The organism is Streptomyces sp. NPDC059010 (genome assembly GCF_042740355.1).
Taxonomy (GTDB): domain Bacteria; phylum Actinomycetota; class Actinomycetes; order Streptomycetales; family Streptomycetaceae; genus Streptomyces.
In genome coordinates this window covers 224,349-250,277 of sequence record NZ_JBHYJA010000011.1, presented here as the reverse complement: position 1 = coordinate 250,277, position 25,929 = coordinate 224,349, and the positions used below count along the sequence as shown (strand labels likewise).

At 70.9% G+C, this 25,929-nt stretch carries 22 protein-coding genes; 10 read left to right on the top strand and 12 right to left on the bottom strand.

Features of this window, described 5'->3' with window-relative positions; all coding sequences use genetic code 11:
• The first annotated feature begins 881 nt into the window (after positions 1–881).
• Positions 882–1,919 carry a tryptophan--tRNA ligase gene (gene trpS, locus ACFWYS_RS14565; protein WP_384767391.1) on the top strand — a complete coding sequence of 346 codons (1,038 nt, stop codon included), beginning with the start codon at positions 882–884 and terminating at the stop codon, positions 1,917–1,919.
• Positions 1,920–1,961: 42 nt separating this feature from the next.
• Here trpS and proC read toward each other — a convergent pair whose 3' ends face one another.
• The 6 genes from proC to ACFWYS_RS14535 all read right to left on the bottom strand — a co-directional run bounded on the left by proC (position 1,962) and on the right by ACFWYS_RS14535 (position 7,795).
• Positions 1,962–2,777 carry a pyrroline-5-carboxylate reductase gene (gene proC, locus ACFWYS_RS14560; protein ID WP_272124109.1) on the bottom strand — a complete coding sequence of 272 codons (816 nt, stop codon included), beginning with the start codon at positions 2,775–2,777 and terminating at the stop codon, positions 1,962–1,964.
• A 107-nt stretch (positions 2,778–2,884) separates the two neighbouring features.
• Positions 2,885–3,673: an ABC transporter permease gene (locus ACFWYS_RS14555; RefSeq protein ID WP_384767388.1), complete on the bottom strand. Its 789-nt coding sequence runs from the start codon at positions 3,671–3,673 to the stop codon at positions 2,885–2,887.
• Positions 3,670–4,470: an ABC transporter ATP-binding protein gene (locus ACFWYS_RS14550; RefSeq protein WP_384767385.1), complete on the bottom strand. Its 801-nt coding sequence runs from the start codon at positions 4,468–4,470 to the stop codon at positions 3,670–3,672. Before ACFWYS_RS14550 ends, ACFWYS_RS14555 begins: the two co-directional genes overlap by 4 nt.
• Positions 4,471–4,921: 451 nt before the next feature.
• Positions 4,922–5,692: a class I SAM-dependent methyltransferase gene (locus ACFWYS_RS14545; protein WP_384767382.1), complete on the bottom strand. Its 771-nt coding sequence runs from the start codon at positions 5,690–5,692 to the stop codon at positions 4,922–4,924.
• Between the two features lie 729 nt (positions 5,693–6,421).
• A complete protein-coding gene (locus tag ACFWYS_RS14540; protein WP_384767379.1) occupies positions 6,422–6,925 on the bottom strand; it encodes an EamA/RhaT family transporter in 504 nt (167 codons plus the stop codon).
• A gap of 513 nt (positions 6,926–7,438) precedes the next feature.
• Entirely contained in the window at positions 7,439–7,795 is a 357-nt protein-coding gene (locus ACFWYS_RS14535; protein WP_384767376.1) for an SH3 domain-containing protein, read from the bottom strand.
• 181 nt (positions 7,796–7,976) lie between these two features.
• On the opposite strand from ACFWYS_RS14535, the gene ACFWYS_RS14530 reads away from it, so the two are divergent.
• Complete coding sequence (locus tag ACFWYS_RS14530; protein WP_384767371.1) at positions 7,977–10,166, top strand: serine/threonine-protein kinase; 2,190 nt, start codon at positions 7,977–7,979, stop codon at positions 10,164–10,166.
• Positions 10,167–10,322: 156 nt separating this feature from the next.
• Here ACFWYS_RS14530 and ilvD read toward each other — a convergent pair whose 3' ends face one another.
• The 4 genes from ilvD to ACFWYS_RS14510 all read right to left on the bottom strand — a co-directional run bounded on the left by ilvD (position 10,323) and on the right by ACFWYS_RS14510 (position 14,929).
• Complete coding sequence (gene ilvD, locus ACFWYS_RS14525; RefSeq protein WP_384767369.1) at positions 10,323–12,176, bottom strand: dihydroxy-acid dehydratase; 1,854 nt, start codon at positions 12,174–12,176, stop codon at positions 10,323–10,325.
• Between the two features lie 142 nt (positions 12,177–12,318).
• Entirely contained in the window at positions 12,319–12,945 is a 627-nt protein-coding gene (locus tag ACFWYS_RS14520) for a TetR/AcrR family transcriptional regulator (RefSeq protein WP_272124101.1), read from the bottom strand.
• Positions 12,942–13,766, bottom strand: coding sequence for a sugar phosphate isomerase/epimerase family protein (locus tag ACFWYS_RS14515; protein WP_384767366.1), 825 nt, complete (start codon positions 13,764–13,766; stop codon positions 12,942–12,944). Before ACFWYS_RS14515 ends, ACFWYS_RS14520 begins: the two co-directional genes overlap by 4 nt.
• 230 nt (positions 13,767–13,996) lie before the next feature.
• Positions 13,997–14,929, bottom strand: coding sequence for a Ppx/GppA family phosphatase (locus ACFWYS_RS14510; protein ID WP_384767364.1), 933 nt, complete (start codon positions 14,927–14,929; stop codon positions 13,997–13,999).
• A 74-nt stretch (positions 14,930–15,003) separates the two neighbouring features.
• Between ACFWYS_RS14510 and ACFWYS_RS14505 the strand changes: the two genes are divergently transcribed.
• Positions 15,004–15,864: a hypothetical protein gene (locus ACFWYS_RS14505; protein ID WP_384767361.1), complete on the top strand. Its 861-nt coding sequence runs from the start codon at positions 15,004–15,006 to the stop codon at positions 15,862–15,864.
• A gap of 34 nt (positions 15,865–15,898) precedes the next feature.
• On the opposite strand, the gene ACFWYS_RS14500 is transcribed toward ACFWYS_RS14505, so the two are convergent.
• Positions 15,899–17,719: a hypothetical protein gene (locus ACFWYS_RS14500; RefSeq protein ID WP_384767358.1), complete on the bottom strand. Its 1,821-nt coding sequence runs from the start codon at positions 17,717–17,719 to the stop codon at positions 15,899–15,901.
• Between the two features lie 184 nt (positions 17,720–17,903).
• On the opposite strand from ACFWYS_RS14500, the gene radA reads away from it, so the two are divergent.
• Complete coding sequence (gene radA / locus ACFWYS_RS14495) at positions 17,904–19,313, top strand: DNA repair protein RadA (protein ID WP_384767356.1); 1,410 nt, start codon at positions 17,904–17,906, stop codon at positions 19,311–19,313.
• An 81-nt stretch (positions 19,314–19,394) separates the two neighbouring features.
• On the top strand, positions 19,395–20,519 hold the full coding sequence (gene disA, locus ACFWYS_RS14490) for a DNA integrity scanning diadenylate cyclase DisA (RefSeq protein WP_272124093.1): 1,125 nt from the start codon (positions 19,395–19,397) through the stop codon (positions 20,517–20,519).
• Positions 20,520–20,563: 44 nt separating this feature from the next.
• On the opposite strand, the gene ACFWYS_RS14485 is transcribed toward disA, so the two are convergent.
• Entirely contained in the window at positions 20,564–21,370 is an 807-nt protein-coding gene (locus ACFWYS_RS14485) for a hypothetical protein (protein ID WP_384767351.1), read from the bottom strand.
• 186 nt (positions 21,371–21,556) lie between these two features.
• On the opposite strand from ACFWYS_RS14485, the gene ACFWYS_RS14480 reads away from it, so the two are divergent.
• From ACFWYS_RS14480 to cseB, 5 genes are all read left to right on the top strand, one after another.
• On the top strand, positions 21,557–22,222 hold the full coding sequence (locus ACFWYS_RS14480) for a hypothetical protein (RefSeq protein WP_384767348.1): 666 nt from the start codon (positions 21,557–21,559) through the stop codon (positions 22,220–22,222).
• 274 nt (positions 22,223–22,496) lie between these two features.
• Positions 22,497–23,432, top strand: a complete 936-nt coding sequence (locus tag ACFWYS_RS14475; RefSeq protein ID WP_384767345.1) for an A/G-specific adenine glycosylase — start codon at positions 22,497–22,499, stop codon at positions 23,430–23,432.
• A gap of 310 nt (positions 23,433–23,742) precedes the next feature.
• Positions 23,743–24,282: a SigE family RNA polymerase sigma factor gene (locus ACFWYS_RS14470; protein WP_003999062.1), complete on the top strand. Its 540-nt coding sequence runs from the start codon at positions 23,743–23,745 to the stop codon at positions 24,280–24,282.
• A gap of 179 nt (positions 24,283–24,461) precedes the next feature.
• Entirely contained in the window at positions 24,462–25,067 is a 606-nt protein-coding gene (locus ACFWYS_RS14465) for a hypothetical protein (RefSeq protein WP_384767438.1), read from the top strand.
• A gap of 146 nt (positions 25,068–25,213) precedes the next feature.
• Positions 25,214–25,918 (top strand): two-component system response regulator CseB, encoded by a 705-nt coding sequence (gene cseB / locus ACFWYS_RS14460; protein ID WP_384767341.1) that lies wholly within the window; start codon positions 25,214–25,216, stop codon positions 25,916–25,918.
• Positions 25,919–25,929 lie beyond the last annotated feature (11 nt).

Below are 25,929 nucleotides of genomic sequence, written 5' to 3'. Positions count from 1 at the left end.
CGCCAGCGTTCGTCCTGAGCCAGGATCAAACTCTCCGTGAATGTGTACCCGTAATCGGGTGCAACACCACGAGAGCGGAACAGTCAGGCGGAATAAGCCCGACCGTTCACAGCGTCCTCGCTGTGTTATTTCAAAGGAACCTCGTCCCGGCCGTGATGGCCGGAGACGGGGTATCAACTAATCTGGCGTTGATTTTTGGCACGCTGTTGAGTTCTCAAGGAACGGACGCTTCCTTTGTACTCACCCTCTCGGGCTTTCCTCCGGGCGCTTCCCTTCGGTCTTGCGTTTCCGACTCTATCAGATCCTTTTCCGATCCGATTTCCTCGGTGCTTTCCAGGTTCCCGCTCTCGCGTTTCCCTTTCCGGCGATTCCGACTTTATCAGATCCTTTCGGGCCTGACCCCCAGTCAGCGGGGCTTGTCTTCGCGGCCGTTGGGCCGTTCCGACGAGTGAGACTTTAGCGGATTCCTCGCTCCCGACCTAATCGGGGCTGCGTCCTTTCGAACGCGGATTCCTCATTACGCAAATACACATGCCAATGACACGACGGCAGACAGATCGACTGTCGTCGAATGATGGTTGGTACCTGCGGAATGGCTGTCCGGGGACCGACCGGAGTCGGCGCTCACGTCGGACAACTCGGAGAACACTACGGATCGGGTCGGGGCGTGTCAACTTCACGCCGGGCGACACCCCGGGGGCGTAGCCTGGGACGCATGACGACGCGTACGTGCACCCAGCTGTGGTGGGCCGCCTGACGGCGGCCGTAGTCACGTATGCACTCAACGGCCGCCGCTTCGGCGGCCGTTCTCGTATCTCCCTCCGGAGCTCCAGGGGGTCGGCCGACCGGGACGGCGGCCTCGACCAGGAGGTGGAGAAGAGATGACGCGGGTCTTCAGTGGGGTCAAGCCGACCGGGCATCTGACGCTGGGGAACTACCTGGGGGCCATCCGGCGGTGGGCTGCCGTCGATCAGCACCAGGCCGACGCGCTGTTCTGCATCGTCGATCTGCACGCCCTGACCGTGGACCACGATCCGGCGCGGGTGCGCCGGCTCAGTCGGCAGGCGGCGACGTTGCTGCTGGCGGCTGGGCTGGATCCCGAGCTGTGCACAGTCTTCGTACAGAGTCATGTGGATGAGCACGCGCGACTGTCGTATGTGCTGGAGTGCGTGGCCACGGACGGCGAGATGCGGCGGATGATCCAGTACAAGGAGAAGGCCGCGCGGGAACGGGTGCGGGGCGGGAGTGTGCGGCTGTCGCTGCTGACGTATCCCGTGCTGATGGCGGCGGACATCCTGGCGTACGGGACCGATGAGGTGCCGGTCGGGGACGATCAGACGCAGCATGTGGAACTCGCGCGGGATCTCGCGGTGCGGTTCAACCAGCGGTACGGGCATGCGTTCGTCGTGCCCCGGGCCACTCCCCCGCAGGTCGCGGCCCGGGTCATGAATCTGCAGGATCCGGCCTCGAAGATGGGCAAGAGCGATGACTCCGGGCCGGGCATCGTCTATCTGCTCGATGAGCCGGACGTGGTGCGGAAGAAGGTCATGCGGGCCGTGACCGACAGTGGGCGTGAGGTCGTGTACGACCGGGACGCGCGGCCGGGGGTGGCGAATCTGCTGGAGATTCTGGCGGCGTGCTCGGGTGGGAACCCATCGGACCTGAGCGGTGTATATGAATCGTACGGAGCTTTGAAGTCAGCCACCGCGGAGGCCGTGGTCGAGGTCCTCAGGCCCGTGCAGGAGAGGCACAGGGAGCTGTGCGCGGATCCTGGCTATGTGGAGGGGGTGCTGCGGGATGGTGCGGAGCGGGCTCGGGCGATGGCTCGGCCGACCGTGGATGCCGCGTATCGGGCGATCGGGTTGCTGCCGGCGGCAGCTGGTGCGGATGTCGCTGCGGATATCGGGGTGACTGTCTAGGGGTGCGCTTGGGCCGCCCCTGGGCTGGGGCGGCCCCGGGCGTCACTTGTTGTTGCTGCCGGAGGCCAGTTCGCGGCTGCGGTCGCGGGCTGCTTCGAGGGCGGCGATGAGGGCGGCTCGTACGCCGTGGTTCTCAAGTTCGCGGATGGCGTTGATGGTGGTGCCGGCGGGGGACGTCACGTTCTCGCGGAGCTTGACGGGGTGTTCGCCGCTGTCGCGGAGCATCGTCGCGGCGCCGATCGCGGACTGGACGATCAGGTCATGCGCCTTGTCGCGGGGCAGGCCGAGGAGGATCCCGGCGTCGGTCATGGCTTCGACCAGGTAGAAGAAGTACGCCGGGCCGGAGCCGGAAAGGGCGGTGCAGGCGTCCTGCTGGGACTCGGGGACGCGGAGCGTCTTGCCCACGGCGCCGAAGATCTCCTCGGCGTGCGCGAGGTCGGCTTCGCTGGCGTGGCTGCCCGCGGAGATGACCGACATGGCCTCGTCGACGAGGGCCGGGGTGTTCGTCATGACTCGGACGACCGGGGTGCCCGCAGTGAGACGGGACTCGAAGAAGGAGGTGGGGATACCGGCGGCTCCGCTGATGACCAGGCGGTCGGCGGGGATGTGCGGGGCGAGCTCGTCGAGGAGGGTGCCCATGTCCTGCGGCTTGACCGTGAGGATCAGGGTGTCGGCCGTCTTGGCGGCTTCCGCGTTGGTGACCGGAGTGACTCCGTAGCGGGTGCGGAGTTCATCGGCTCGTTCCGCGCGGCGGGCCGTCACCAGGAGGTCGGCCGGGGCCCAGCCGCCGCGGATCATTCCGCTGAGCAGGGCTTCGCCGATCTTGCCGGTGCCGAGGACTGCGACTTTCTGGGTCATGGCTGGGGTGTCCTCCGGGGGTTGCGTCGTCCGGGTTCATCCTCCCACCGAGGGCCTCGTTCGAGGTGGCGTGTCCGGTGGGCGGACGGGTCCCGGTCCCGCGGCGGTCATGCCGTCCTGCGTCGCAGGGTCGCCGCGCCCAGGCCCAGGACCAGCAGGGCGCAGCCGGCCACGACCAGGGCGTCGCGGACGAAGTTGGCGGTCATGTCGGTGTGCTTGAGGACCTCGTTCATGCCGTCGACCGCGTAGGACATGGGGAGGACGTTGGAGATGGCCTCAAGGGCCGGGTGCATGTTGTCGCGGGGAGTGAAGAGGCCGCAGAGGAGGAGCTGGGGGAAGATCACGGCCGGCATGAACTGGACGGCCTGGAATTCGGAGGCCGCGAAGGCCGAGACGAAGAGACCGAGCGCGGTGCCGAGGAGCGCGTCGAGCAGCGCCACGAGCAGGAGCAGCCAGGGGCTGCCGGTGACGTCCAGGCCGAGGAACCAGAGGGCGAGTCCGGTCGCCAGGGCGGACTGGATGATCGCGAGGGTGCCGAAGGCGAGGGCGTAGCCGGCGATCAGGTCGCCCTTGCCGAGGGGCATGGCGAGGAGGCGTTCGAGGGTGCCCGAGGTGCGTTCGCGCAGGGTGGCGATGGAGGTGACCAGGAACATCGTGATCAGCGGGAAGATCCCGAGGAGGGAGGCGCCGATGCTGTCGAAGGTGTGCGGGCTGCCGTCGAAGACGTAGCGCAGCAGGAACAGCATCACGCAGGGGACGAGGAGCATCAGCGCGATGGTGCGCGGGTCGTGGAGCAGCTGGCGCAGGACCCGGTTGGCGGTGGCGGTCGTGCGGGCGGCGCTCAGGGGGCCGGTCGGGGCGGGCCGGAGCGTGCTGGTCGTGCTCGTCGTGGTCATCGCGTGGTCTCCTTCGCGCGGGCGGCGGCGACCGCCTCGTCGACCAGGTGCAGGAAGGCCGCCTCGACGGTCTCGGAGCGTGTACGGGTGCGGAGGGCGTCCGGGGTGTCGTCGGCGAGGATCTCGCCCTCGCGCATGAGGAGAAGGCGGTGGCAGCGCTCGGCCTCGTCCATGACATGGGAGGAGATGAGGAGGGTGGCGCCGCGGGAGGCGGCGATGTCGTGGAAGAGGTTCCAGAGGTCGCGGCGTAGGACCGGGTCGAGGCCGACTGTCGGTTCGTCCAGGACGAGGAGTTCGGGAGTGCCGAGGAGGGCGACCGCCAGGGAGACGCGACTGCGCTGGCCGCCGGAGAGGTTGCCGGCCAGGGCGTCGGCATGGCTGGTGAGGTCGACGTCGGTGATGACGCGGGTGACGTTCTCGTGGCGCCGGTCGGCGGCCACGTGGCCGGGGTCGAGGATCGCGGCGAAGTAGGCGAGGTTCTGGCGGATCGTCAGGTCGTCGTAGACGGAGGGAGCTTGGGTGACGTAGCCGATGCGGGTGCGCAGGGTGGGGTGGCCCGCGGGGCGGCCCAGGACGTCGAGGGTGCCAGTGACCTTGGCCTGGGTACCGACGATCGCTCGCATGAGGGTCGTCTTGCCACAGCCGGACGGGCCGAGCAGCCCGGTGATCTGGCCGCGGGGGACGGTGAAGTCGAGGTCGCGGAGTACTTGGCGGGTGCCGCGTACGACGGTGAGGGCCGTGGCTCGGATGGCGGGGTCGTCCGGGGGTTCGGATCGGGTGGACGAATAATTCATCATGCGGTGAATAATGCTCCGGTGGGGTTGTGCCGTCAAGCGCCGAGGGGGCGGATTTGGGGGTGTGGGGGTAGGGCGGGGCGAGGTGTGGTGGGAGGTGGGGCGGGGTGGGGGTGGTGAGAGCAGGCGGGGCGTCGGAGGGCAGTGAGTGGGTGGAGGGGGGCTGTGAGTGGAGGGGCGGTGGGCGTGGGCGGGCGTGGGCGGCCCGGGCAGGGGGATCGGCTGGTCGGGGATGGGCTGGGCGGGGGCGGGGGCCGAGAGAGGGTGGTGGGCTGAGAGGGGGCCGGGCCCCGGTGGCCGGACCGGATATTCGTCGAGGGTGTGAAGGCGCGGTTATCGCGAGGGTGTGGTGGGCACATGGATCGCCCGCCCTCGCTGGATCAGGGCGGAGGGCGGGCGTGAGGAGGGGGTGGCGTAGGCCTGTGGGCGTGGGAGGGCTGGGGTGGTGGGGAGGTCACGGGGCGGTGGCTACGAGGAGGTCCACGTCGTAGGTCTCTTCGATGATTCCGTCCGGGAAGGCCTTGAGGAGGAACTGCTTCTCCTCGGTGAGGAAGGCGGTGCTCGCCTCTGTGCCGTGGACCAGGAAGATCGAGTGGCTGCCGATGTTCGCCAGGTGTGTGTCGACGGGGACGCGGCGGCTCCAGCGGACCTTGCGGCGGGTGAAGGTGAGGTGGCCGGTGGGGTCGGCGAGGGCGGCTGGGGCACCGCTGCCGTTCTGCTCGACGGCGGGGTGGACGCCGAAGCGGCGGTCGATACGGGCCGCCTGTGCCGCGCGCCATGGGATGTCGAGCGTGGTGGTGTTCCACCAGAGGGCCAGCGCGCCGCCCGGGCGCAGTACGCGTAGGGCTTCCGGGGCCGAGTGGGCGGGGTCGGTCCAGTGCCAGGCCTGGGCGTAGGTGATGAGGTCGGCGGAGGCGGTGGCGACGGGGAGGGCGTTGCCGTTGCCTCGGACGATCGGGATGTCGGGGTGGCTGCGGCGGAACTGGGCCGCCATGCCGTCGCCGGGTTCCACGGCCAGTACGTCGGCGCCGCGCGCGTGGAGGAGGGCGGTGGCTATGCCGGTGCCCGCGCCTACGTCGATGATGCGTGCGCCGGTGAGGGGGCGGCCGGCGAGTTGCTCGATCGCGTCGAAGAGGGCGGGTGGGTAGGAGGGGCGGTTCGCGGCGTATTGGGCTGCTGCGGCGTCGAAGGAACGGGCGCGGTCGGTGTGAGAAGGGGCCGTCATATGGCCATGGTGGCTCGGGTTGGTGGCGTGTGCACCGAGTTTGCGGAGAGGTGGGGTGGAGTGCGATGAGGTGGGGTGGAGTGCGCTGAGGTGGGGTGCGATGAGGTGGAGTGGGGTGGAGCGCGGCGGCGGGTTAGGGCGCGGGAGGCTGGGGCGTATGGAGTTGGGCCGCCTGCCTGGTTCGCGTGGAGGGGCGTGTGGGCGGGCGCGTCCGGGACCGCCGGGAAGTGGGCGCCTGTTCCAGGGGCGGACAGGTCAGGCCCTATAGGTCAGGCTGACCTGTGGGTTCGGCAGGTCACGTCGGCAGGTCGGGCTGGCCTGTCAGGTCGGCAGGTCAGGCCAGATCGGCCGCGCGGCCGGGATGCGGGGTCAACGTGCCGGAGGGGCTCAGACTCTAGGCATGGCCTGGCGCGTAGGGCGGGGGCCCGCTGACCGGGACCGAGCTTGGCCGGGGTGCACGTCCTCACCGAGCCGATCCGAGCTCCTCCCTCGGCGGGAATGGGCGGGGTTGGTGCGCCGGGTCAGGCTGAAGGCAGTGGCCCTAACCGTGCGCGACAACTCTGGCGGAGTGCAGCGGTCCCTATAGATACCGCGCCGCGCCCATGACCAAGCACAGCAACCCTGCCTGTGCGCAGCGCCCTCCTGCATGTGTGCAGCAGCACGCCCTTGTCCAGGTGCAGCACACGCCTGCCCCCGTGCGGCAGCCAGCGCTATGTGGGGCAGCCCTCGCTAATTGCGGCGGCGCTTCTTCGATGGGTTGCCAGTTCGGCGGGTCGTGCGGGTCTGGTGGTGTTTGCGGGCTGCCTCGTATTCCTCGCGGTGGAGTTTCTCGCCAGGGGCCTCGATGAGGGAGCGGAGGAAGTAAGCGAGGAGGGAGCCGACGAAGCCGATCATGAGGAGGCTGCGGAGGCTGGCGTGGCGATCGGGGTCGGGGCGTTTCGTGAAGGCACCCCAGGTGTGGCGGAAGGCGAGGGCGCTGCACACCGCGAACATCACCACCACCAGGACGGTGACGAAGCTGCCGATGGCGGCGATCTGGATGCCCTCATAGGCGAAGCGCAGGACCAGGCAGGAGGCGGCCGCGGTGGCGAGGGAGCCGACGGCCACGGCGATGCGGCGGGCGGTATAGCCGTTGTCGTGGTCGACCCAGGTGGTGCCGAAGAAGCGCAGGGGCTCGGGGCGGGGGCCCGTGGAGCCCGCGGGGGTAGTCGGGGTGCCGTTCTTCTCGCTCACGCGTCGATTATGGCTCCGGTACTGCCGCGTGCTCTGTGCGGGTTCCGACGAACCGGAGTCCCGATGATGCGGGATCGGTCCAGCCCGGCCGGGATCGACCGGGACCGGCGGGGCTCCCCGGGATCGGCCAGGCCCCGCCGGGATCAGTCCAGCCCTGCCGGGTTCAGTCGAGCCCGCCGGGATCGGCCGGGATCGCCCGCGAGCAACCCAGCCCCGCCGGAACGGCCAGGGTCTGGCGGATCAACCCAGCCCCTCCAGGACCAGCCGAACCCGCCCCACCCGGACCAGCCGGGAGCAACCCAGCCCCACCAGGACCAGGCAGGACCGGGGCCAGCCAACCCCGCCCGGTCCTGCCCCGCCCTGCCCTGCCCGGTCCGGGCCAAACCGGACCGGACCGGGACCAGCCGGGCCCGTAAGGATCAGCCGAGGTCAACCTGGTCCCGCCAGTTCACCCCGCCCGGCCGGGCCTAACTCACCTCACCCGGACCAACCCACCCCCACCAGCCCCCACCCTCAAGAGCAGCGAGGGCGGACGTAGCCGTCGCTGCCTGTGTTGATGTAGGCGTCCGCGACGAACTCGCCGTCGTCGATGTTGTCCCAGATGTTCGACGTGCCGTAGGGGCCGGCGACGTTCGTGCCCGGTGTCTGGCAGTAGATCGTGACTCTGGCGCCCTCGGAGAGGACGCGGACGACCGGGTACTGGGTGCCGGGGCCCCGGCGGACGTTCAGGCGGACGCCTGGTGCGACCGGGTAGGTGCGCAGTGCGGTGGTGGTGGCCGCCTTGGCCGCCAGGGTCGTGACGACCGTGGCCTCGCCGGCGCCCTCGGCCCCGTCGGCTCTCTCGATCTCTCCAGCGCGGTCCATGGACATGAAAAACCTCCCCCGTTGATCCCCATGACTCCCATGGGGTCCCGTTGATTCCCCCAAATCACGCCAAGCACACATGTGCGTGTTTGGAACATGGAGGCTAGCAAGCCGCCTCTGTCTCGTACGAGTCATCGACTAGGCTCCGTGCGTCGCGCGCGCGGACGAACAGCACGGGGGTGGTCTCATGGCGCCACAGCAGAACGCCGGAGCGGGCGCGGAAGCGGAACTTCCCGAGTACGCCGGTCACTACCGCCTGGAGTCACGTCTGGGATCCGGCGGCATGGGCGTCGTCCATCTGGCGCGGAGCACCTCGGGCATGCAGCTCGCGGTGAAGGTCGTGCATGCCGAGTTCGCGAGAGATCCCGAGTTCAGAGGGCGTTTTCGGCAGGAGGTGGGGGCGGCCCGGAAGGTCAGCGGTGCCTTTACCGCGCCCGTCGTGGACGCCGATTCCGAGGCCGAACGGCCCTGGATGGCCACGCTGTTCATCCCCGGGCCGACGCTCTCCGACCATGTGAAGCGGAACGGGCCGATGGAACCGGCGCAGCTGCGGAGGCTGATGGCCGGACTGGCGGAGGCGCTGCGCGACATACACCGGGTCGGCGTGGTGCACCGGGATCTGAAGCCGAGCAATGTGCTGCTCGCCGATGACGGGCCGAAGGTCATCGACTTCGGTATTTCTCGGCCAAAGGACAGCGAACTGCGTACCGAGACCGGGAAGTTGATCGGTACGCCGCCGTTCATGGCGCCCGAGCAGTTCCGGCGTCCCCGGGAGGTCGGGCCGGCCGCCGACATCTTCGCGCTCGGGTCCGTGCTGGTGCACGCGTCGACGGGGCGTGGGCCGTTCGACTCCGACAGCCCTTATGTCGTCGCCTACCAGGTCGTACATGACGAGCCGGACCTGACCGGCGTACCGGCGAATCTCGCGCCGTTCGTGCTGCGGTGCCTCGCCAAGGAACCCGAGGACCGGCCCACGCCCGACGAGTTGATGCGAGAGCTGCGGTCGGTTGCGGCGTCGTACGACACACAGGCGTTCATTCCGGCGCAGCGGGCGAGCGACGAGCCGCCCAAGCCGGAGCCAGGGGTGGAGCTAAAGCCAGAGCCGGGGGCGGGGGCGACGTCTGGGGCGGGTGTGGCGGCTGGCGTCGGGGGCGAGTCCGGGCGGCCGGCTGCCGGGAGGCGGCGACGCAGGGCGCTGGCCTTCGGGGCCGGTGCCGTCGGGCTCGCTGCCGTCGTCGCGTTGGCCTCCATGCAGCTTCTTGGTGGGGAACCGGCTCCGGCGAGCAGCAGCCCGCGGACCGCGTCGGCCGGGTTCGGCGGGTGGGCTGCGGCGCCGGCGTCCAAGAAGGGCATGCCCATGTGCTCGTACGGCGCGGGCAAGGTGCTGTGTGCCCAGGGCTCGCTCGTCTTCGCGCTCGACCCGCTGGACGGCCGCCAGCTGTGGCGGCACCCGGTGAACACGTCGAACGCGGGCACGTTGGGGGTGAACGCACCGCCTGCCGCGGCGGGCGGCCTCGTGCACCCGTGGTCAGGGCAGGGCCGTCGACTGGAGGCGCTCGATCCGGCTACGGGCAAGGCGCGTTGGCAGCGGAGCGTGCCCGCGTACTACGGGCAGGAGGCCGTAGGCGGCATGGTGCTGCTCAGCGGCGCCGACGGCACGGTCACCGGTGTGGACGGCGCTTCGGGCGAGACGAAGTGGAGCCGCTCGGTGCCGGGGCACAAGGCGCCGTACTTCGTCTCCTTCGCCGGGGATCCGCTGGCGTACGCGACGAGCACATCGGACGACGGCACGAGCGGGACGAGCGGGGCGAGTACTCGGGTCACCGCGATCGATCCGGCCACGGGTGACGTGCACTGGGACGCCCGGTTGAAGGGGACGCTGAAGCCGGTCGGTGCGTCGGACGGGTCGGTCTTTCTACTCTCCGTCGACAAGGTCTACAGCGCCGCGAACGCCGTGGTCCGCTACTCCCCCGCCGACCGGACCTCGCGGCGCGTCTCGCTGCCCCGCCGGCTGCCGACGGCGCACGGCACCGTACGCGGGAACGTGGTCTATCTCGTGGGCGACACCGGTTCGCTGGTCGCCGTCGACATGGCGGCGGGCAAGCAGCTCTGGACCCTGGAGACAGCGGTACTCCGCACGTCGTCGCCGGTCACGGACGGACGGCATGTGTACGTCAGCACGCCGGACGGCCGGCTGCTCGGCGTCGACGCCCGCAGCGGACGGCTGCTGGGCCAGACACCGACCAGGCTCGGCACGGAGTCGGACCGGGTGGCGTCCGAGCTGCCGGTGCCGGTGCTCGCCGGCGGCCGGGTCTACGCCTCCGCACCCGACGGCACGGTGTTCGCGGTCGACGGACGGGACCCGTCGGCCTGGTGACACGCGAAGGGGCCGCCTCCCGAAGAGACGACCCCTGCTATCCGGGTGTCGCCACCCGGCCCGGTCAGCCACAGCGCGGGGCTCAGCCCAGCTCGGTCAGATCCCGCACCGGGCCAGGCTCAGCCCAACTCGGTCACATCCCGCACAACGCCGGGCTCAGCCCAGCTTGCTCACATCCCGCACGGCGCCCTTGTCCGCGCTGGTCGCCATCGCCGCGTAGGCGCGCAGTGCCGCCGACACCTTGCGCTCGCGGTTCTTCGGGGCGTACGCCCCGTTCAACGCCTGCTCGCGGCGGGCGAGTTCCGCATCGTCCACGAGCAACTCGATCGAGCGATTCGGGATGTCGATGCGGATCCGGTCCCCGTCCTCGACGAAGGCGATCGTGCCGCCGGACGCGGCCTCCGGGGAGGCGTGGCCGATGGAGAGGCCGGAGGTGCCGCCGGAGAAGCGGCCGTCGGTGATCAGGGCGCAGGTCTTGCCGAGGCCGCGGCCCTTGAGGAACGACGTCGGGTAGAGCATCTCCTGCATACCGGGGCCGCCCTTGGGACCCTCGTAGCGGATGACGACGACGTCGCCGTCCGTCACCTGCTTGTTGAGGATCTTCTCGACGGCCTCCTCCTGCGACTCGCAGACGACCGCCGGGCCCTCGAAGGTCCAGATGGACTCGTCCACACCCGCGGTCTTCACCACACACCCGTCGACGGCGAGGTTGCCCTTGAGGACCGCGAGGCCGCCGTCCTTGGAGTAGGCGTGCTCGGCGCTGCGGATGCAGCCGCCCTCGGCGTCCTCGTCGAGTGCCTCCCAGCGCTCGGACTGGGAGAAGGCCTCGGCGGAGCGGACACAGCCGGGGGCGGCGTGCCACAGCTCGACGGCCTTCGGCGAGGGGGAGCCGCCGCGCACGTCCCAGGTCTTCAGCCAGTCCGCCAGGGACGGGCTGTGGACCGCGTGCACGTCCTCGTTGAGCAGGCCGGCCCGGTGCAGTTCGCCCAGCAGGGCCGGGATGCCGCCGGCGCGGTGCACGTCCTCCATGTAGTACGTGCGGTCCTTGGCGACGTTGGGCGCGACCTTCGCCAGGCACGGCACCCGGCGGCTGACCTCGTTGATCTGCTCCAGGCCGAACGGGACGCCGGCCTCCTGGGCGGCGGCCAGCAGGTGCAGGATCGTGTTCGTGGAGCCGCCCATCGCGATGTCGAGGGCCATGGCGTTCTCGAAGGCCGCGAAGGTGGCGACGTTGCGCGGCAGGACCGTGTCGTCGTCCTGCTCGTAGTAGCGGCGGGTGATGTCCATGACGGTGCGGGCCGCGTCCTCGTACAGGGCCTTGCGGGCCGTGTGCGTGGCGAGGACCGAGCCGTTGCCGGGCAGGGACAGGCCGATGGCCTCGGTCAGGCAGTTCATCGAGTTGGCGGTGAACATGCCGGAGCAGGAGCCGCAGGTCGGACAGGCGTTCTCCTCGATACGGAGGATGTCCTCGTCCGAGATCTTGTCGTTCACGGCGTCGGAGATCGCGTCGACCAGGTCGAGGGTGCGGACCGTGCCGTCGACCAGGGTGGCGCGGCCGGACTCCATCGGGCCGCCGGAGACGAAGACCGTGGGGATGTTGAGCCGCAGGGCGGCGTTCAGCATGCCCGGGGTGATCTTGTCGCAGTTGGAGATGCAGATCAGGGCGTCGGCGCAGTGCGCCTCGACCATGTACTCCACGCTGTCCGCGATGAGGTCGCGGGACGGCAGGGAGTACAGCATGCCGCCGTGGCCCATCGCGATGCCGTCGTCCACGGCGATCGTGTTGAACTCGCGCGGGATGCCGCCGGCCTCGCGGATCGCCTCGCTGACGATCCGGCCCACGGGCTGCAGATGAGTGTGTCCCGGCACGAACTCGGTGAAGGAGTTCGCCACCGCGATGATCGGCTTCCGGCCGATGTCCGCACCGGGTACACCGGAGGCGCGCATAAGGGCGCGGGCGCCCGCCATGTTGCGGCCGTGGGTGACTGTGCGGGACCTCAGCTCGGGCATCGTCGCTCGCTCCTTCAGGGGACTGCAGAGAATGCGATCAGAGACTTCTGACTGCTAACGAGCGTACGCCGGTCATCCAGTGGGCGGGACAAGGTGTCCGGAATACGGGACGCATGTCTCGCGGAACAGCTGTTCCCCTGGGTCACCTGCCGGTGAGATGCCCCTGCACCACCGGCGCCACCCGGGCGATGATCTGCTCCGCGTCGGCCGACGCGATCGGCTCGATCTTGATGACGTACCGCATCATCGCGACGCCCACGAGCTGCGCGGCGGCCAGCTCGGCGCGCAGCTCGGCGTCCGGGGCGTCGATCTCGCCGGCGATACGGCGCATCAGCTGGGCGGTGACCAGCCGCCGGAAGACGGATGCCGCGGCGTCGTTGTTGACCGCGGACCGCACGATCGCGAGCAGCGGCTTGCGGGTCACCGGGTTCTCCCAGAGCCCGAAGATGGTGCGGGTCATCCGCTCGCCGACGTCGTCGAGAGGCCCTTCCAGCACCGCGTCCCGCACCTTCAGGGCGGGCGCGAAGGCGACCTCCACGGCCGCCTCGAAGACCTGCTCCTTGGTGCCGAAGTAGTGGTGCACGAGGGCGGAGTCCACACCGGCCGACTTGGCGATGCCGCGCACGGACGTCTTGTCGTAGCCGCGCTCGGAGAACTCCTCGCGGGCCGCGTCCAGGATGCGGTCGCGGGTGTCGGCGGATTCCGTACGAGGAGGGCGGCCACGGCGTCGGGAGCCGACCCCGCCCCGGCCCGAGGTGGCGTCGGTCACGGCCGGGGCACCTTCACCGCGGAGGCCAGATGGAGCCGTGTGAAGGCGAGGGCCTCGGCGAGGTCGGCCTCTCGTTCGGCGCCGGACATCGCGCGGCGGGTGTTGACCTCGATGACGACATGCCCGTCGAAGCCGGTCAGGGCGAGCCGCTCCAGCACCTCGGCGCAGGGCTGGTTGCCACGGCCGGGCACCAGGTGCTCGTCCTTGGCCGACCCTCTGCCGTCCGCGAGATGCACATGGCCCAGCCGGCTCCCCATCCGGTCGATCATCTGCAGCGCATCGGCCCGGGCGGTCGAGGTATGGCTGAGATCGATCGTGAAGTGCCGGTAGTCGTCCTTCGTCACGTCCCAGTCCGGGGCGTACGCGAGCATCTCGCGGTCGCGATAGCGCCAGGGGTACATGTTCTCCACGGCGAACCGCACGTCCGTCTCGTTCGCCATCCGCCAGACACCGGCGACGAAGTCCCGGGCGTACTGCCGCTGCCAGCGGAACGGCGGGTGCACGACGACCGTGCCGGCCCCCAGCTTCTCGGCGGCGGCCCGGGCGCGCTGGAGCTTGGTCCAGGGATCCGTCGACCACACGCGCTGGGTGATCAGCAGACACGGGGCGTGCACGGCGAGGATCGGGATCCGGTGGTAGTCACTCAGCCGCCGCAGCGCCTCGATGTCCTGGCTGACCGGGTCGGTCCACACCATGACCTCGACACCGTCGTACCCGAGGCGCGCGGCGATCTCGAAGGCCGTCGCCGTCGACTCCGGATAGACGGAGGCCGTCGACAGGGCGACCTTCGCATCCGGGATGCGCACCACTGGTTCTGCCACGAGGGACAGAGTACGGGTCGGCACAGGCCCCCGGGGCACGGATGGATACGGCCCCGCCACGCCGCACAGCGGCGCTCAGGGGCGCGAACTGGGCATATGCCGGGGGCGCAGAAGCCGGGCCGCCGGAAGGCGGTGTGGCAGGGTTCACGACCGGTGCCCCCGCGGGCCCGCAAGCCGCGTACGGCGGGAAGGGGACGTGCCGGGGGGGTGTCCGCCCGCAGCGGCGGGCGTCAAGCCACCGACAGATGATCCAGCTTCCGCAGGATCACGCCCTCCCGCAGCGCCCAAGGGCAGACCTCCAGCGTCTCCACGCCGAACAGATCCATCGCCCCCTCGGCCACCAACGCACCCGCGAGCAGCTGCCCCGCGCGCCCCTCCGAGACACCCGGCAGTTCCGCACGCTGCGCCGCGGTCATCCCGGCGAGCCGCGGAACCCAAGCCTCCAGGGACTCCCGCTTCAGCTCGCGCTGGGTGTACACACCCTCCGCGGAGCGCGCGGCACCGGCGATACGGGCCAGCTGCTTGAACGTCTTGGACGTGGCCACGACATGATCGGGCGCCCCGAACCGGCTGAATTCACCGACCGTGCGTGCGATCTGCGCCCGCACATGCCGCCGCAGAGCTCGTATGTCCTCGGAGTCCGGCGGATCTCCCGGCAGCCAGCCGGCCGTGAGCCGCCCCGCCCCCAGCGGCAGCGACACGGCCGCGTCCGGCTCCTCGTCGATGCCGAACGCGATCTCCAGGGAACCGCCCCCGATGTCCAGCACCAGCAGCTTCCCGGCCGACCAGCCGAACCAGCGGCGGACGGCGAGGAAGGTCAGCCGAGCCTCCTCCGCGCCGGTGAGAACCTGCAGCTCAACGCCGGTTTCCTCCTTCACGCGCGCGAGGACGTCATCGGCGTTGCTGGCCTCCCGCACCGCGGACGTCGCGAACGGCAGGACTTCCTCGACACCCTTGTCCTCGGCGGCCTGCAGCGCCTCATGGACGACGCCGATCAGCCTGTCGACCCCGTCGGGACCGATGGCCCCGCTGTCGTCGAGGAGTTGGGCAAGGCGCAGCTCCGCCTTGTGTGAGTGCGCGGGCAACGGGCGCGCGCCAGGGTGCGCATCCACCACCAGCAGATGCACCGTGTTCGATCCCACGTCGAGGACACCGAGTCTCATGTACGGAACGCTACTGCCACCTGGGCGGTCCTCCGTCCTCGTAGTCGCAGGTACGGACGCCGTACCCTGGTCCCGTGCCAAAGACGAAAAAGGCGAAGAACGACAAGACGGCCAAATCCGCCACGGGTTCTTCGCAGGCAAAGGCAGCCACGAAGTCGAAGAAACCCAAGAAGGGCTCCCCGCAGCCGGACGAGAAGGGGCTCGACTTCGCCCGCGCATGGGTGGAGTTCCCTGATCCGGCGGACGACGAGCAGATCTTCCGCTGCGATCTGACATGGCTGACCTCCCGTTGGAACTGCATCTTCGGCAGCGGCTGCCAGGGCATCCAGGCGGGCCGCGCGGACGACGGCTGCTGCACGCTGGGCGCGCACTTCTCGGACGAGGACGACGAGAAGCGGGTCGCCGGGCATGTGGCGAGGCTCACGCCGGAGATCTGGCAGCACCATGACGAGGGCATGGAGCACGGCTGGATCTCGGAGGACGAGGACGGCGACCGCCAGACCCGCCCCTTCAACGGCTCGTGCATCTTCCAGAACCGCCCCGGCTTCCCGGGCGGCGCGGGCTGCTCGCTGCACATCCTCGCCCTGAAGGAGGGCCGCGAGCCGCTGGAGACCAAGCCGGACGTGTGCTGGCAGCTGCCGGTCCGGCGGACGTACGACTGGATCGACCGGCCCGACGACACCCGGGTGCTCCAGGTGTCGATCGGTGAGTACGACCGCCGCGGCTGGGGCCCGGGCGGCCACGACCTGCACTGGTGGTGCACCTCGGCGACCTCGGCGCACGGCGCGGGCGACCCGGTGTACGTGTCCTACCGGCCGGAGCTGATCGAGCTGATGGGCAAGGCGGGCTACGACCGTCTGGTCGAGCTGTGCGAGGAGCGGCTGGCGTCGCAGCTGCCGTTGCTGGCACCGCATCCGGCGGATCCCGTGGACTAGCAGGGCCTGAGCGGTCCGGGCCCGGCCCCGTGGACTAGGACGTCGACGGGCTGGGTTCACCGCTGCCGCCGGACGGTGGCGGACCCCCCGGATCGGACGGGTCGGACGAGCCGGGCGCCGACGGGTCGCCGACCGTGGGGGACGGATCGGGCGACGACGGCGGCGGCTCGCTGGGCATGGGGTCGGTCGGAGCCGGGGTCGTCGGCGGTGTCGGATCGGGCTCGGAGGACGAGGGCGGCGGATCGCTGGGGGTCCCCGGACCGGTGGGATCCGTGGGGTCGGTGGGCTCGCCGGGGTACGTGGGGTCGGTCGGGTTAGGGCCGGGGTCCGGGCCGTGTCCCGGACCGGACGGGCCTGGGGCGGTGCCGTAGCCCTCGATGGAGACGACGGCGCCGGCCGGTGAGATCGCCACACGCGCGCTCCAGCGCCCGGACGGCTCGCGCAGATGGTCGACGTACACCTTGATCGTCAACGACTCGCCGGGCGCCAGCGTTCCCGCCGACCGGCTCAGATACAGCCAGTGCGCGCCGGTGGTCGCCGACCAGCGCACGGGCGTGCGCCCCGTCGCCGTCAGGGTGACGAGCGTGGTGTCACCGCTGTTCCCGGCCGACACCTCCAGGAGGCCGGCGCCCTTCCCGGCGGCACCGCCGACGCTGATGACCTCGACGGAGACTTCCGGTTCGCCGCGACTGCCGAAACGGTCCCCCTGTTCGGGGCTCGCGTTGCCGGCGTTCTCGTAGCCGCCGCCCGCCGCCGCTCCGTCGAGGCTGCCGGGGCCCTGTGCCTGGCTCGCGCCGGCCGAGTGCCCGTCGACGCCCTCGCCGGCCGGGGTGCCCCGGTAGGCGGCCCACAGGGCGAGGACCGGGGCGGCGACCACGGTGGCGACGACGGTCGTGGTGACGGCACGCGCGCGTAGCCGGTCCCGGCGGGCGGCACGATCCTTCGGGTCCATCGGGAAGCCACGCCGGTCGAAGCGCGGTACGGCGGCGCCACGCGCGCGTGAGTGATGCGCCAGTGCCTGCTGCACGGCCGGGCGCGGGGCCTGAAGGACGGGCAGCTCGGCCGGGGTGACGCTCGCGCCGGGCCAGCGGCCGGGGACCGCGCGCTCGGCGGTGCGGCGGCAGCGCGGGCAGTCGTCGACGTGCCGGACGAGCTCGCGGCGCAGGGCCGTGCCGATCACGAGCTGGTTGTCGCCGGTGAGGCGGGCGACGCTCGGGCAGACGCCGGTCTCGACGACGGCGAGGGCCGCGCGCGTGCGCTCCACCTCGCAGGCGGCGGAGGCGAGCAGTTCGCGGGCGGCGGCCGACTCCATGCCGAGGACGGCGGCGACCTCGTGGGCGGCGAGATGGTGGCGTACGGCGAGTTCGAGGGCCTCGCGCTGTTCCGGGGTGGTGCCTGCGGCCTCCGGCCAGGCGAGCAGGGCGAGTTCGCGGCGCCGCTGCTCCTGGACCTCCTCGGCGACGGACGGCCCCTCGGCCCGCGTGCCCGTCTGCCGATGGGCGCCGTGCCGGCTCGCCGCGTGGCTGCCCTGACGTTTCTGCTTGGCCTCGGCCAGCTTGCGCAGACACGCCCAGCGGGCCAGCGCGTACAGCCAGGGACGCCGGTCCGCGGCGGCCTCCGGCACCCGCTGCCCGCGTCGCTCGGCGAGCGCAAGGGCGTCACCGAGGGCGGCGGTCGCGTCGTCGTGGTCGCACAGGACGGACAGGCAGTAGGTGAACAGCCCGTCCAGATACGGCTCGTAGCGCGCCGGCGGCCGCTGCGCCACCGTATGCGCCGCCGCACGATCACGCGCCTCCCGGTGCGCTCGATGGGCGCCGGCGGTGCGGGTCGAGATTTCCGGACTGCTGCTCATCATTCGTGGACCGTAGGGGGCCTGGCGTGGCGCCTTCTTCCCGCTTGAGCAGTTTTAATCCATACGGGTGAAACGATCCCTCAATCGGGGACAGGAACCCCGAATTCCGTGGCTTGTGCATGACGAGACGGAGGCCGCGACCGCATGCCGTACGGCGTTGTCAGTGGGCTCCGTTACGGTTCTTCGCATGGCTGCCCGTACCAAGACCACGAAGGACCGCCCGTCCTACCGCTGCACGGAGTGCGGCTGGCAGACGGCCAAGTGGCTCGGCCGCTGCCCCGAGTGCCAGGCGTGGGGGACGGTCGAGGAGTACGGCACGCCCGCGGTCCGTACGACGACGCCGGGGCGGGTCACCAATTCCGCGGTGCCCATCGGGCAGGTCGACGGACGGCAGGCGACCGCGCGGACCACCGGCGTGCCCGAACTGGACCGGGTGCTCGGCGGCGGGCTGGTGCCGGGCGCGGTGGTGCTCCTCGCGGGAGAGCCCGGCGTCGGCAAGTCCACCCTGCTGCTGGACGTGGCCGCCAAGTCGGCGAGCAACGAGCACCGCACGTTGTACGTCACGGGTGAGGAGTCGGCCAGCCAGGTCCGCCTGCGCGCCGACCGTATCGGCGCCCTCGACGACCATCTCTACCTCGCCGCCGAGACCGACCTGGCCGCCGTGCTGGGCCACTTGGACGCGGTGAAGCCCTCGCTGCTCATCCTCGACTCCGTACAGACGGTGGCCTCCCCCGAGATCGACGGGGCGCCCGGCGGCATGGCCCAGGTCCGGGAGGTGGCCGGGGCGCTGATCCGGGCGTCCAAGGAGCGCGGGATGTCCACCCTCCTTGTGGGACACGTCACCAAGGACGGCGCCATCGCCGGCCCGCGTCTCCTGGAGCACCTCGTGGACGTGGTGCTCCACTTCGAGGGCGACCGGCACGCGCGCCTGCGTCTCGTACGGGGCGTCAAGAACCGCTACGGCGCGACGGACGAGGTCGGCTGCTTCGAACTGCACGACGAGGGCATCACGGGCCTCGCCGACCCGAGCGGACTCTTCCTGACCCGTCGTGCCGAGCCGGTCCCCGGCACCTGTCTGACGGTCACCCTGGAGGGCCGCCGCCCCCTGGTCGCCGAGGTCCAGGCGCTCACCGTCGACTCCCAGATCCCCTCGCCCCGACGTACGACGTCCGGTCTGGAGACCTCGCGCGTCTCGATGATGCTGGCCGTCCTGGAGCAGCGCGGCCGGATCAGCGCGCTCGGCAAGCGGGACATCTACTCCGCGACGGTCGGCGGAGTGAAGCTCTCCGAGCCCGCCGCCGACCTCGCCGTCGCCCTCGCACTGGCCTCCGCCGCCAGTGACACACCTCTCCCCAAGAACCTCGTCGCGATCGGCGAGGTGGGCCTCGCGGGCGAGGTCAGACGGGTCACGGGCGTGCAGCGCAGGCTGGCCGAGGCGCACCGGCTGGGCTTCACGCACGCGCTCGTGCCGGGCGACCCGGGCAAGATCCCTTCCGGTATGAAGGTGCTGGAAGTGGCCGACATAGGAGACGCCCTCCGGGTCCTTCCGCGCTCGCGTCGCCGAGAGGCCCCACGGGACGACGAGGACCGCCGGTAGACTTTGCCCTGGTCTCGCCCGTCCGTACGAACAGAATGTGCGAAACGGGAGCGCCCCAGAACCTGCGACCGGAGGAGTGCAGTGGCAGCCAACGACCGGGTAGCAGCTCCCGGAAAGTCCGGTGGGAGTGCCGGTTCCGATGGCCTGATGCGCGCCTCACTGAGTGCCGTGGCTCCCGGCACGGGCCTGCGCGACGGGCTGGAGCGGGTGCTCCGCGGCAATACCGGCGGGCTCATCGTGCTCGGCTTCGACAAGACCGTCGAGGCGATGAGTACGGGTGGTTTCGTCCTGGATGTCGAGTTCACGGCGACGCGGCTGCGGGAGCTGTGCAAGCTCGACGGCGGCATCGTGCTGTCGTCCGATCTGTCGAAGATCCTGCGCGCGGGCGTGCAGTTCGTGCCCGACGCGACGATCCCGACGGAGGAGACGGGCACCCGGCACCGTACGGCGGACCGGGTCAGCAAGCAGGTCGGCTTCCCGGTCGTCTCGGTGTCGCAGTCCATGCGTCTGATCGCCCTCTACGTCGACGGCCAGCGGCGCGTCCTGGAGGACTCCGCGGCGATCCTGTCCCGCGCCAACCAGGCCCTGGCGACCCTGGAGCGCTACAAGCTCCGCCTCGACGAGGTCGCGGGAACGTTGTCAGCGCTGGAGATCGAGGACCTGGTGACGGTCCGCGACGTCTCGGCGGTCGCGCAGCGCCTGGAGATGGTGCGCCGTATCGCCACCGAGATCGCCGAGTACGTGGTGGAGCTGGGCACCGACGGGCGGCTGCTGGCCCTTCAGCTGGACGAGCTGATCGCCGGTGTGGAGCCCGAGCGGGAGCTCGTGGTGCGTGACTACGTCCCCGAGCCGACGGCCAAGCGGTCCCGCACGGTCGACGAGGCGCTGTACGAGCTGGACGCCCTCACCCACGCCGAGCTCCTAGAAATGTCCACGGTGGCACGGGCGTTGGGCTACACCGGCTCGCCCGAGGCGCTGGACTCGGCGGTCTCCCCGCGCGGCTTCCGGCTGCTGGCCAAGGTGCCGCGGCTGCCCGGGGCGATCATCGATCGGCTGGTCGAGCACTTCGGGGGGCTGCAGAAGCTGCTCGCCGCCAGCGTGGACGATCTGCAGACCGTGGACGGGGTCGGCGAGGCCCGGGCGCGCAGCGTGCGGGAGGGGCTGTCGCGGCTGGCGGAGAGCTCGATTCTGGAGCGGTACGTCTAGGCAGTACGTCTGGGCGGTACGTCTGGCTGGTGAGCCGCGTCCCGCTAGTCGTTCTCCAGGACGAACGACGTCTGTGCCATGCCGAAGCCCGGGGTCTTCGCCTCCACCAGGTAGGTGCCTGCCGCGGCCACTCCCGCGCTGGGCGTCGCGCACTGGGGGGCGCTCGCCTTGCGGTCCCACTCCACCGTGTAGGTGATGCTGGACCCGGCGGGCACGCGGAAGGGCAGGCTGGCGGCGACGTCGGGGCAGTCGGCGGAGGACCAGAAGGCGTCCTCGGCGCCCGCCTTGGTGACCGTCACCACCGCGTTCTTCGGGCCGAGATCGACCTTGCAGTCGTAGGTGGACGTGTTCGTCGCGGTCAGCAGCAGGGCGGGCGTGTCGCCCGGCGCGTACGAGTTGTCCCGGCTCTTCACCGCCACCTTCACCTGGCCGGCGACGCAGCCGGGCAGTGAGGAGTCCGCCGCGACCGTGTCACCCGCGCCGACACCGCTGCCCGAGCCGCCGCCCGCGGAGCCGCTGCCCGAGCCGCCGGAGTCCCCGGAGCCGCTGCCGTCCCCGGAGCCGTCGCCGGACCCCGAACCACTGGAGGCACCGCTGCCGGGCGACTCGTCCCGTCCGCCCGGGGCCTGACTGATCGCCGGCCCGGAGCCGGACGGACCCGGCGTGATCGTCGAGGGTGCGGGATTCTTGCCGTCGGACCCGCCCGCCTTGTTCTTGCCGCCTCCACCGCCCGATACGAGCACCCAGGTGGCCAGCAGCGCCAACAGGGCGACCACAGACAGCATTACGGCCCTCCGACGCCAGTAGATGGAGGAGGGAAGCGGCCCGACCGGATTGCGCAGAGATCCCACGGCGCAAACTGTACGAGAGATCCGCGGGTTAGCTGGCTCCACCCGCCGCCCAGAGCCGCAACTTTTCCGGATCATCATCCCGGAAACCACCCGGAGGCCTCCGCCGCTCCCCTGTCCTCCGTCAGGGGCGGCACCTGCCGATCGCAGGATGTGACGGTATCGGCCGGGCGCCTACGGTCCGTGACCATGGGCTTCGAGGACACCGAGCTGTATCGCGGCATCACCGACTTCGCCCACGGCACCCCAACGTGGGTACAGCACGCCGCCGGGATATGGACGGGGGCCGGACTGCTGCTGTTCGCCGCGCTGTTCGTCGCCGCGTGGGGGCCGGCCAGGCGTGACAGCACCCGGGCGTTCGCGATCGCGGCCCTTGCACCTCTGGCCACGGCTGTGGCGTATGTCTGCAGTGAGGTGCTCAAGTCCGTTGTCACACTGGAACGTCCGTGCCGGGCGGTACCGGATGCGACCACAGCACTGAGCGCCACGATCGCCGCCTGCTCCGGGCTCGCGGCCGAGGCGGCCGTCGCTGCCGCACACCGGCCCGCACCATCGCCTCGATCACCATGGGAACTCCGGGTCCGTGGAAGGGCGTTGGGAATGGTGTCGGGAAGAGGATCGGGAAGTACCTTCGGAGAGACCGGCCCTGGGGATCATGTCCTTGTCGATCAGCCACCCCTCGCCGCCGACGCAGAGCCTGAAGTGGTCGGCGGAGACGAGGAGTTCGCCGCCCGCACAGTAGTAGCGGCAGTCGCTGCCCTTCGGGGTGGCGACGGTACGGCCGGGCAGGTCCCGGCGAGGGAGCGGGCGGCGTCGCCGAGCGCGTGCTGTTCCGGATGGTCCGCGAGGCCCTGACGGCCGACGGGACGGCGGTCACGGTGACGCCCCGAAGACCGCCCCGGCCACGTTCCATCCGGACGACGCCACAAGCCGGGGACTGGGCGCCACTGCTGCCGATCGTCAGGTGCCGTGGCCTCTTCGGACGTGCCGTGGCCTCTTCGGGACGTGCCGTGGCCTCTTCCAGGCGGGCCCCCGGGGGCCGGAAACCACCCCGTCCCGAAGTCGCAAAACGCACGGCCACCGCCACCTACCCACCCCGCCGCCCCCAACATGGCAGGATCGGAAAGCCATGACTGCGCCCACGAAACCCTCCGCCAGCAGCCCCGCCAAGGCCCCCTCCGGCTCCCCCCGCGGAGAGGACCTGCACAGCCCGGTCGTCGACTGGTTCGACGACAACGCCCGCGACCTCCCCTGGCGGCGCCCCGAGGCGGGCCCCTGGGGGGTGATGGTCAGTGAGTTCATGCTGCAGCAGACGCCGGTGAACCGCGTCCTGCCCGTCTACGAACAGTGGCTCACCCGCTGGCCCCGCCCCGCCGACCTCGCCAAGGACGCCCCCGGCGAAGCCGTACGCGCCTGGGGCCGGCTCGGTTACCCGCGCCGCGCGCTGCGGCTGCACGGCGCCGCCGTCGCCATAGCGGAACGGCACGGCGGGGACGTACCGACCGACCACGCCCAGCTGCTCGCGCTGCCCGGCATCGGCGAGTACACGGCGGCCGCCGTGGCGTCCTTCGCGTACGGCCAGCGGCACCCCGTGCTGGACACCAACGTCCGCCGGGTGCTGGCCCGCGCCGTCACCGGTGTGCAGTACCCGCCGAACGCCACCACCGCCGCCGAGCGCAAGCTCGCCCGGGCCCTGCTCCCCGACGACGAGGGCACCGCCGCCCGCTGGGCCGCGGCCTCCATGGAGCTCGGCGCGCTGGTGTGCACCGCCAAGAACGAGTCGTGCCACCGCTGCCCGATCGCCGCCCTGTGCGCGTGGCGGCTCGCGGGCAAGCCGGAGCACGACGGTCCGCCGCGCCGCGGCCAGACGTACGCCGGAACGGACCGGCAGGTGCGGGGCAAGCTGCTCGCCGTACTGCGCGAGGCCCACGCGCCCGTACCGCAGGCGGCCCTGGACCGGGTGTGGCACGAGCCGGTGCAGCGCGCCCGCGCCCTGGACGGTCTGGTCGCGGACGGTCTGGTGGAGCCGCTGCCGGGCGGGACGTACCGGCTGCCACTGACCTGACCCACAGTCACATCACAGGCGCGGCGGCTCTGCAACACCGTTACACAGCAGACGTACGGCTCTCGCATGGCCGCCACGCCAACAAATCACCCCATACCGACACCAACCGCGCCTCCGATTTATCCCTTTCCTGCTTCCGTTACACAACCGACGGACAGCCGAGCGCTAGCCGAAGGCTGCTTCGGACAGCCCCGTGACAACGCCTCCGTAGCTTCTTTTCCGTACCCGACAGGCGGGGACGACTACGAAGCACAGGCAGTGGACCGACGGCGAACGAGCCGGCCGGGACGGGGAATCGGAGGCGGTCAACATGGCGCAGGGCGAGGTGCTCGAATTCGAGGAGTACGTCCGCACCCGGCAGGACGCGTTGCTGCGCAGCGCGCGCCGACTGGTCCCGGACCCGGTGGACGCACAGGACCTGCTGCAGACGGCGCTGGTGCGGACGTACCACCGCTGGGACGGCATCGCCGACAAGCGGCTCGCGGACGCCTACCTCCGCCGCGTGATGATCAACACGCGGACCGAGTGGTGGCGGGCGCGCAAGCTGGAGGAAGTGCCCACCGAGCAGCTCCCGGACGCCTCGGTCGACGACTCCACCGAGCAGCACGCGGACCGCGCCCTGCTGATGGACATCATGAAGGTGCTGGCTCCCAAGCAGCGCAGCGTCGTGGTGCTGCGACACTGGGAGCAGATGTCCACGGAGGAGACGGCCGCGGCCCTCGGCATGTCGGCCGGAACGGTCAAGAGCACGCTGCACCGGGCGCTCGCCCGGCTCCGCGAGGAGCTGGAGAGCCGCGATCTGGACGCACGCGCGCTGGAGCGTGAGGAGCGGGAGCGTTGCGCGGCCTAGGCACGACAGCGGGCGGCACCGGGCACACGGACAGGGGTGGCAGGCGCACGGACCGGAGTGACAGGGACACCGACGGGGAGTCCGAGGAACTCGGGGTGATCGGAGCGTCCGGGCGGACCAGATCCGACCGCCCCGGAACCGCACCTGTCCGGGGGAACCTCCAGGCGGCGTTCACGGCGATGGCCGTGGTCGTCGCCCTCGCCCTTTTCGCCTCCGCGTGCGGCACCGGCGGTACCGGAGCGCGTGACGAGGGACCGGCGCACGCCGACGCCGTGGGCGGCGCGGGAGCCGCGAAGTCACTCGCGCCCGCGGCCACGCCCTCCGCCTCGGCCGCCCCGGACCCGACGCAGGCCGTCCGGCTGGTCAAGGCGGACCCCGTGGTCTCGTCGGAGGTCAAGCGCGAGCTGAAGCCGTGCGTCTCCGACGGCTATCCCGTCGACGTGTCGTACGGCGAGCTCACCGGCGCGGACGCGGAGGACATCGTGGTCAACGTCCTGTCCTGCGGTGATCAGGTGGGGGTCGCCTCTTATGTGTACCGGGAGCAGGACGGCGAGTACCGCAATGTGTTCAAGGCCGAGGAACCTCCGGTCTACGCGGAGATCGACCGCGGATACCTGGTGGTGACCGAGCAGGTGTACGCCAAGGACGACGCGCTGTCGAACCCGTCCAGCGAGAACGTGATCTCATACAAGTGGATCTCCGGCCACTTCATACTGAAGGACCGCACACGCACCGAGTACGGCGACCTCGGCGGAGGTGACGACTCGGCGGCGACCGAGGGCTGAGGGTCGGCGGGGCCCGAATGAACGCGCCGCCCGACCCACGCGTCCTCTGAGTGGACACTGTCCTTGCACGACCCTTGCAGCACCCGCCCTTGCAGCAACGCGCAACCCCGAGAAACACACGGCAGACGAGGACAGAGAGCACCGGGATGGCAGACCAGACCCACGTTCTGTTCGTCGAGGACGACGACGTCATCCGCGAGGCCACCCAACTCGCCCTGGAGCGGGACGGCTTCGCGGTCACCGCCATGCCCGACGGGCTGTCGGGCCTGGAGGCGTTCCGGACGAACCGGCCGGACATCGCGCTGCTGGACGTGATGGTCCCGGGCCTGGACGGGGTCAGTCTGTGCCGTCGTATCCGGGACGAGTCGACCGTGCCGGTGATCATGCTGTCGGCGCGCGCCGACTCGATCGACGTGGTGCTGGGCCTGGAGGCGGGCGCGGACGACTATGTGACCAAGCCCTTCGACGGTGCCGTCCTGGTCGCACGGATCCGCGCCGTGCTGCGCCGCTTCGGGCACGCGAGCGGCCCCGACCGGGCGGAGGAGGCCGACCCGGCCGCCGACGGCGCGGTGCTGACCTTCGGCGACCTGGAGATCGACACCGAGGGCATGGAGGTACGCAAGGACGGGCAGCCGGTGGCGCTCACGCCGACCGAGATGCGGCTGCTGCTGGAGTTCTCCTCGGCACCGGGCACGGTGCTGTCGCGGGACAAACTGCTGGAGCGCGTGTGGGACTACGGCTGGGGCGGTGACACCCGGGTCGTCGACGTCCATGTGCAGCGACTGCGGCAGAAGATCGGCCAGGACCGTATCGAGACGGTCCGTGGTTTCGGCTACAAGTTGAAGGCCTGAGCGAGGCTGGC

Excerpts from the sequence above, each read along its gene's own strand:
- radA (WP_384767356.1), top strand. The coding sequence starts at position 17,904 with ATGGCTGCCCGTACCAAGACCACGAAGGACCGCCCGTCCTACCGCTGC.
- ACFWYS_RS14535 (WP_384767376.1), bottom strand. The coding sequence starts at position 7,795 with ATGTCCATGGACCGCGCTGGAGAGATCGAGAGAGCCGACGGGGCCGAG.
- ACFWYS_RS14475 (WP_384767345.1), top strand. The coding sequence starts at position 22,497 with ATGACTGCGCCCACGAAACCCTCCGCCAGCAGCCCCGCCAAGGCCCCC.
- ACFWYS_RS14555 (WP_384767388.1), bottom strand. The coding sequence starts at position 3,673 with ATGACCACGACGAGCACGACCAGCACGCTCCGGCCCGCCCCGACCGGC.
- proC (WP_272124109.1), bottom strand. The coding sequence starts at position 2,777 with ATGACCCAGAAAGTCGCAGTCCTCGGCACCGGCAAGATCGGCGAAGCC.
- ACFWYS_RS14470 (WP_003999062.1), top strand. The coding sequence starts at position 23,743 with ATGGCGCAGGGCGAGGTGCTCGAATTCGAGGAGTACGTCCGCACCCGG.
- ACFWYS_RS14545 (WP_384767382.1), bottom strand. The coding sequence starts at position 5,692 with ATGACGGCCCCTTCTCACACCGACCGCGCCCGTTCCTTCGACGCCGCA.
- cseB (WP_384767341.1), top strand. The coding sequence starts at position 25,214 with ATGGCAGACCAGACCCACGTTCTGTTCGTCGAGGACGACGACGTCATC.
- ACFWYS_RS14500 (WP_384767358.1), bottom strand. The coding sequence starts at position 17,719 with ATGATGAGCAGCAGTCCGGAAATCTCGACCCGCACCGCCGGCGCCCAT.
- ACFWYS_RS14480 (WP_384767348.1), top strand. The coding sequence starts at position 21,557 with ATGGGCTTCGAGGACACCGAGCTGTATCGCGGCATCACCGACTTCGCC.
- ACFWYS_RS14530 (WP_384767371.1), top strand. The coding sequence starts at position 7,977 with ATGGCGCCACAGCAGAACGCCGGAGCGGGCGCGGAAGCGGAACTTCCC.
- ACFWYS_RS14550 (WP_384767385.1), bottom strand. The coding sequence starts at position 4,470 with ATGATGAATTATTCGTCCACCCGATCCGAACCCCCGGACGACCCCGCC.
- ACFWYS_RS14510 (WP_384767364.1), bottom strand. The coding sequence starts at position 14,929 with ATGAGACTCGGTGTCCTCGACGTGGGATCGAACACGGTGCATCTGCTG.
- ACFWYS_RS14465 (WP_384767438.1), top strand. The coding sequence starts at position 24,462 with ATGGCCGTGGTCGTCGCCCTCGCCCTTTTCGCCTCCGCGTGCGGCACC.
- trpS (WP_384767391.1), top strand. The coding sequence starts at position 882 with ATGACGCGGGTCTTCAGTGGGGTCAAGCCGACCGGGCATCTGACGCTG.
- ilvD (WP_384767369.1), bottom strand. The coding sequence starts at position 12,176 with ATGCCCGAGCTGAGGTCCCGCACAGTCACCCACGGCCGCAACATGGCG.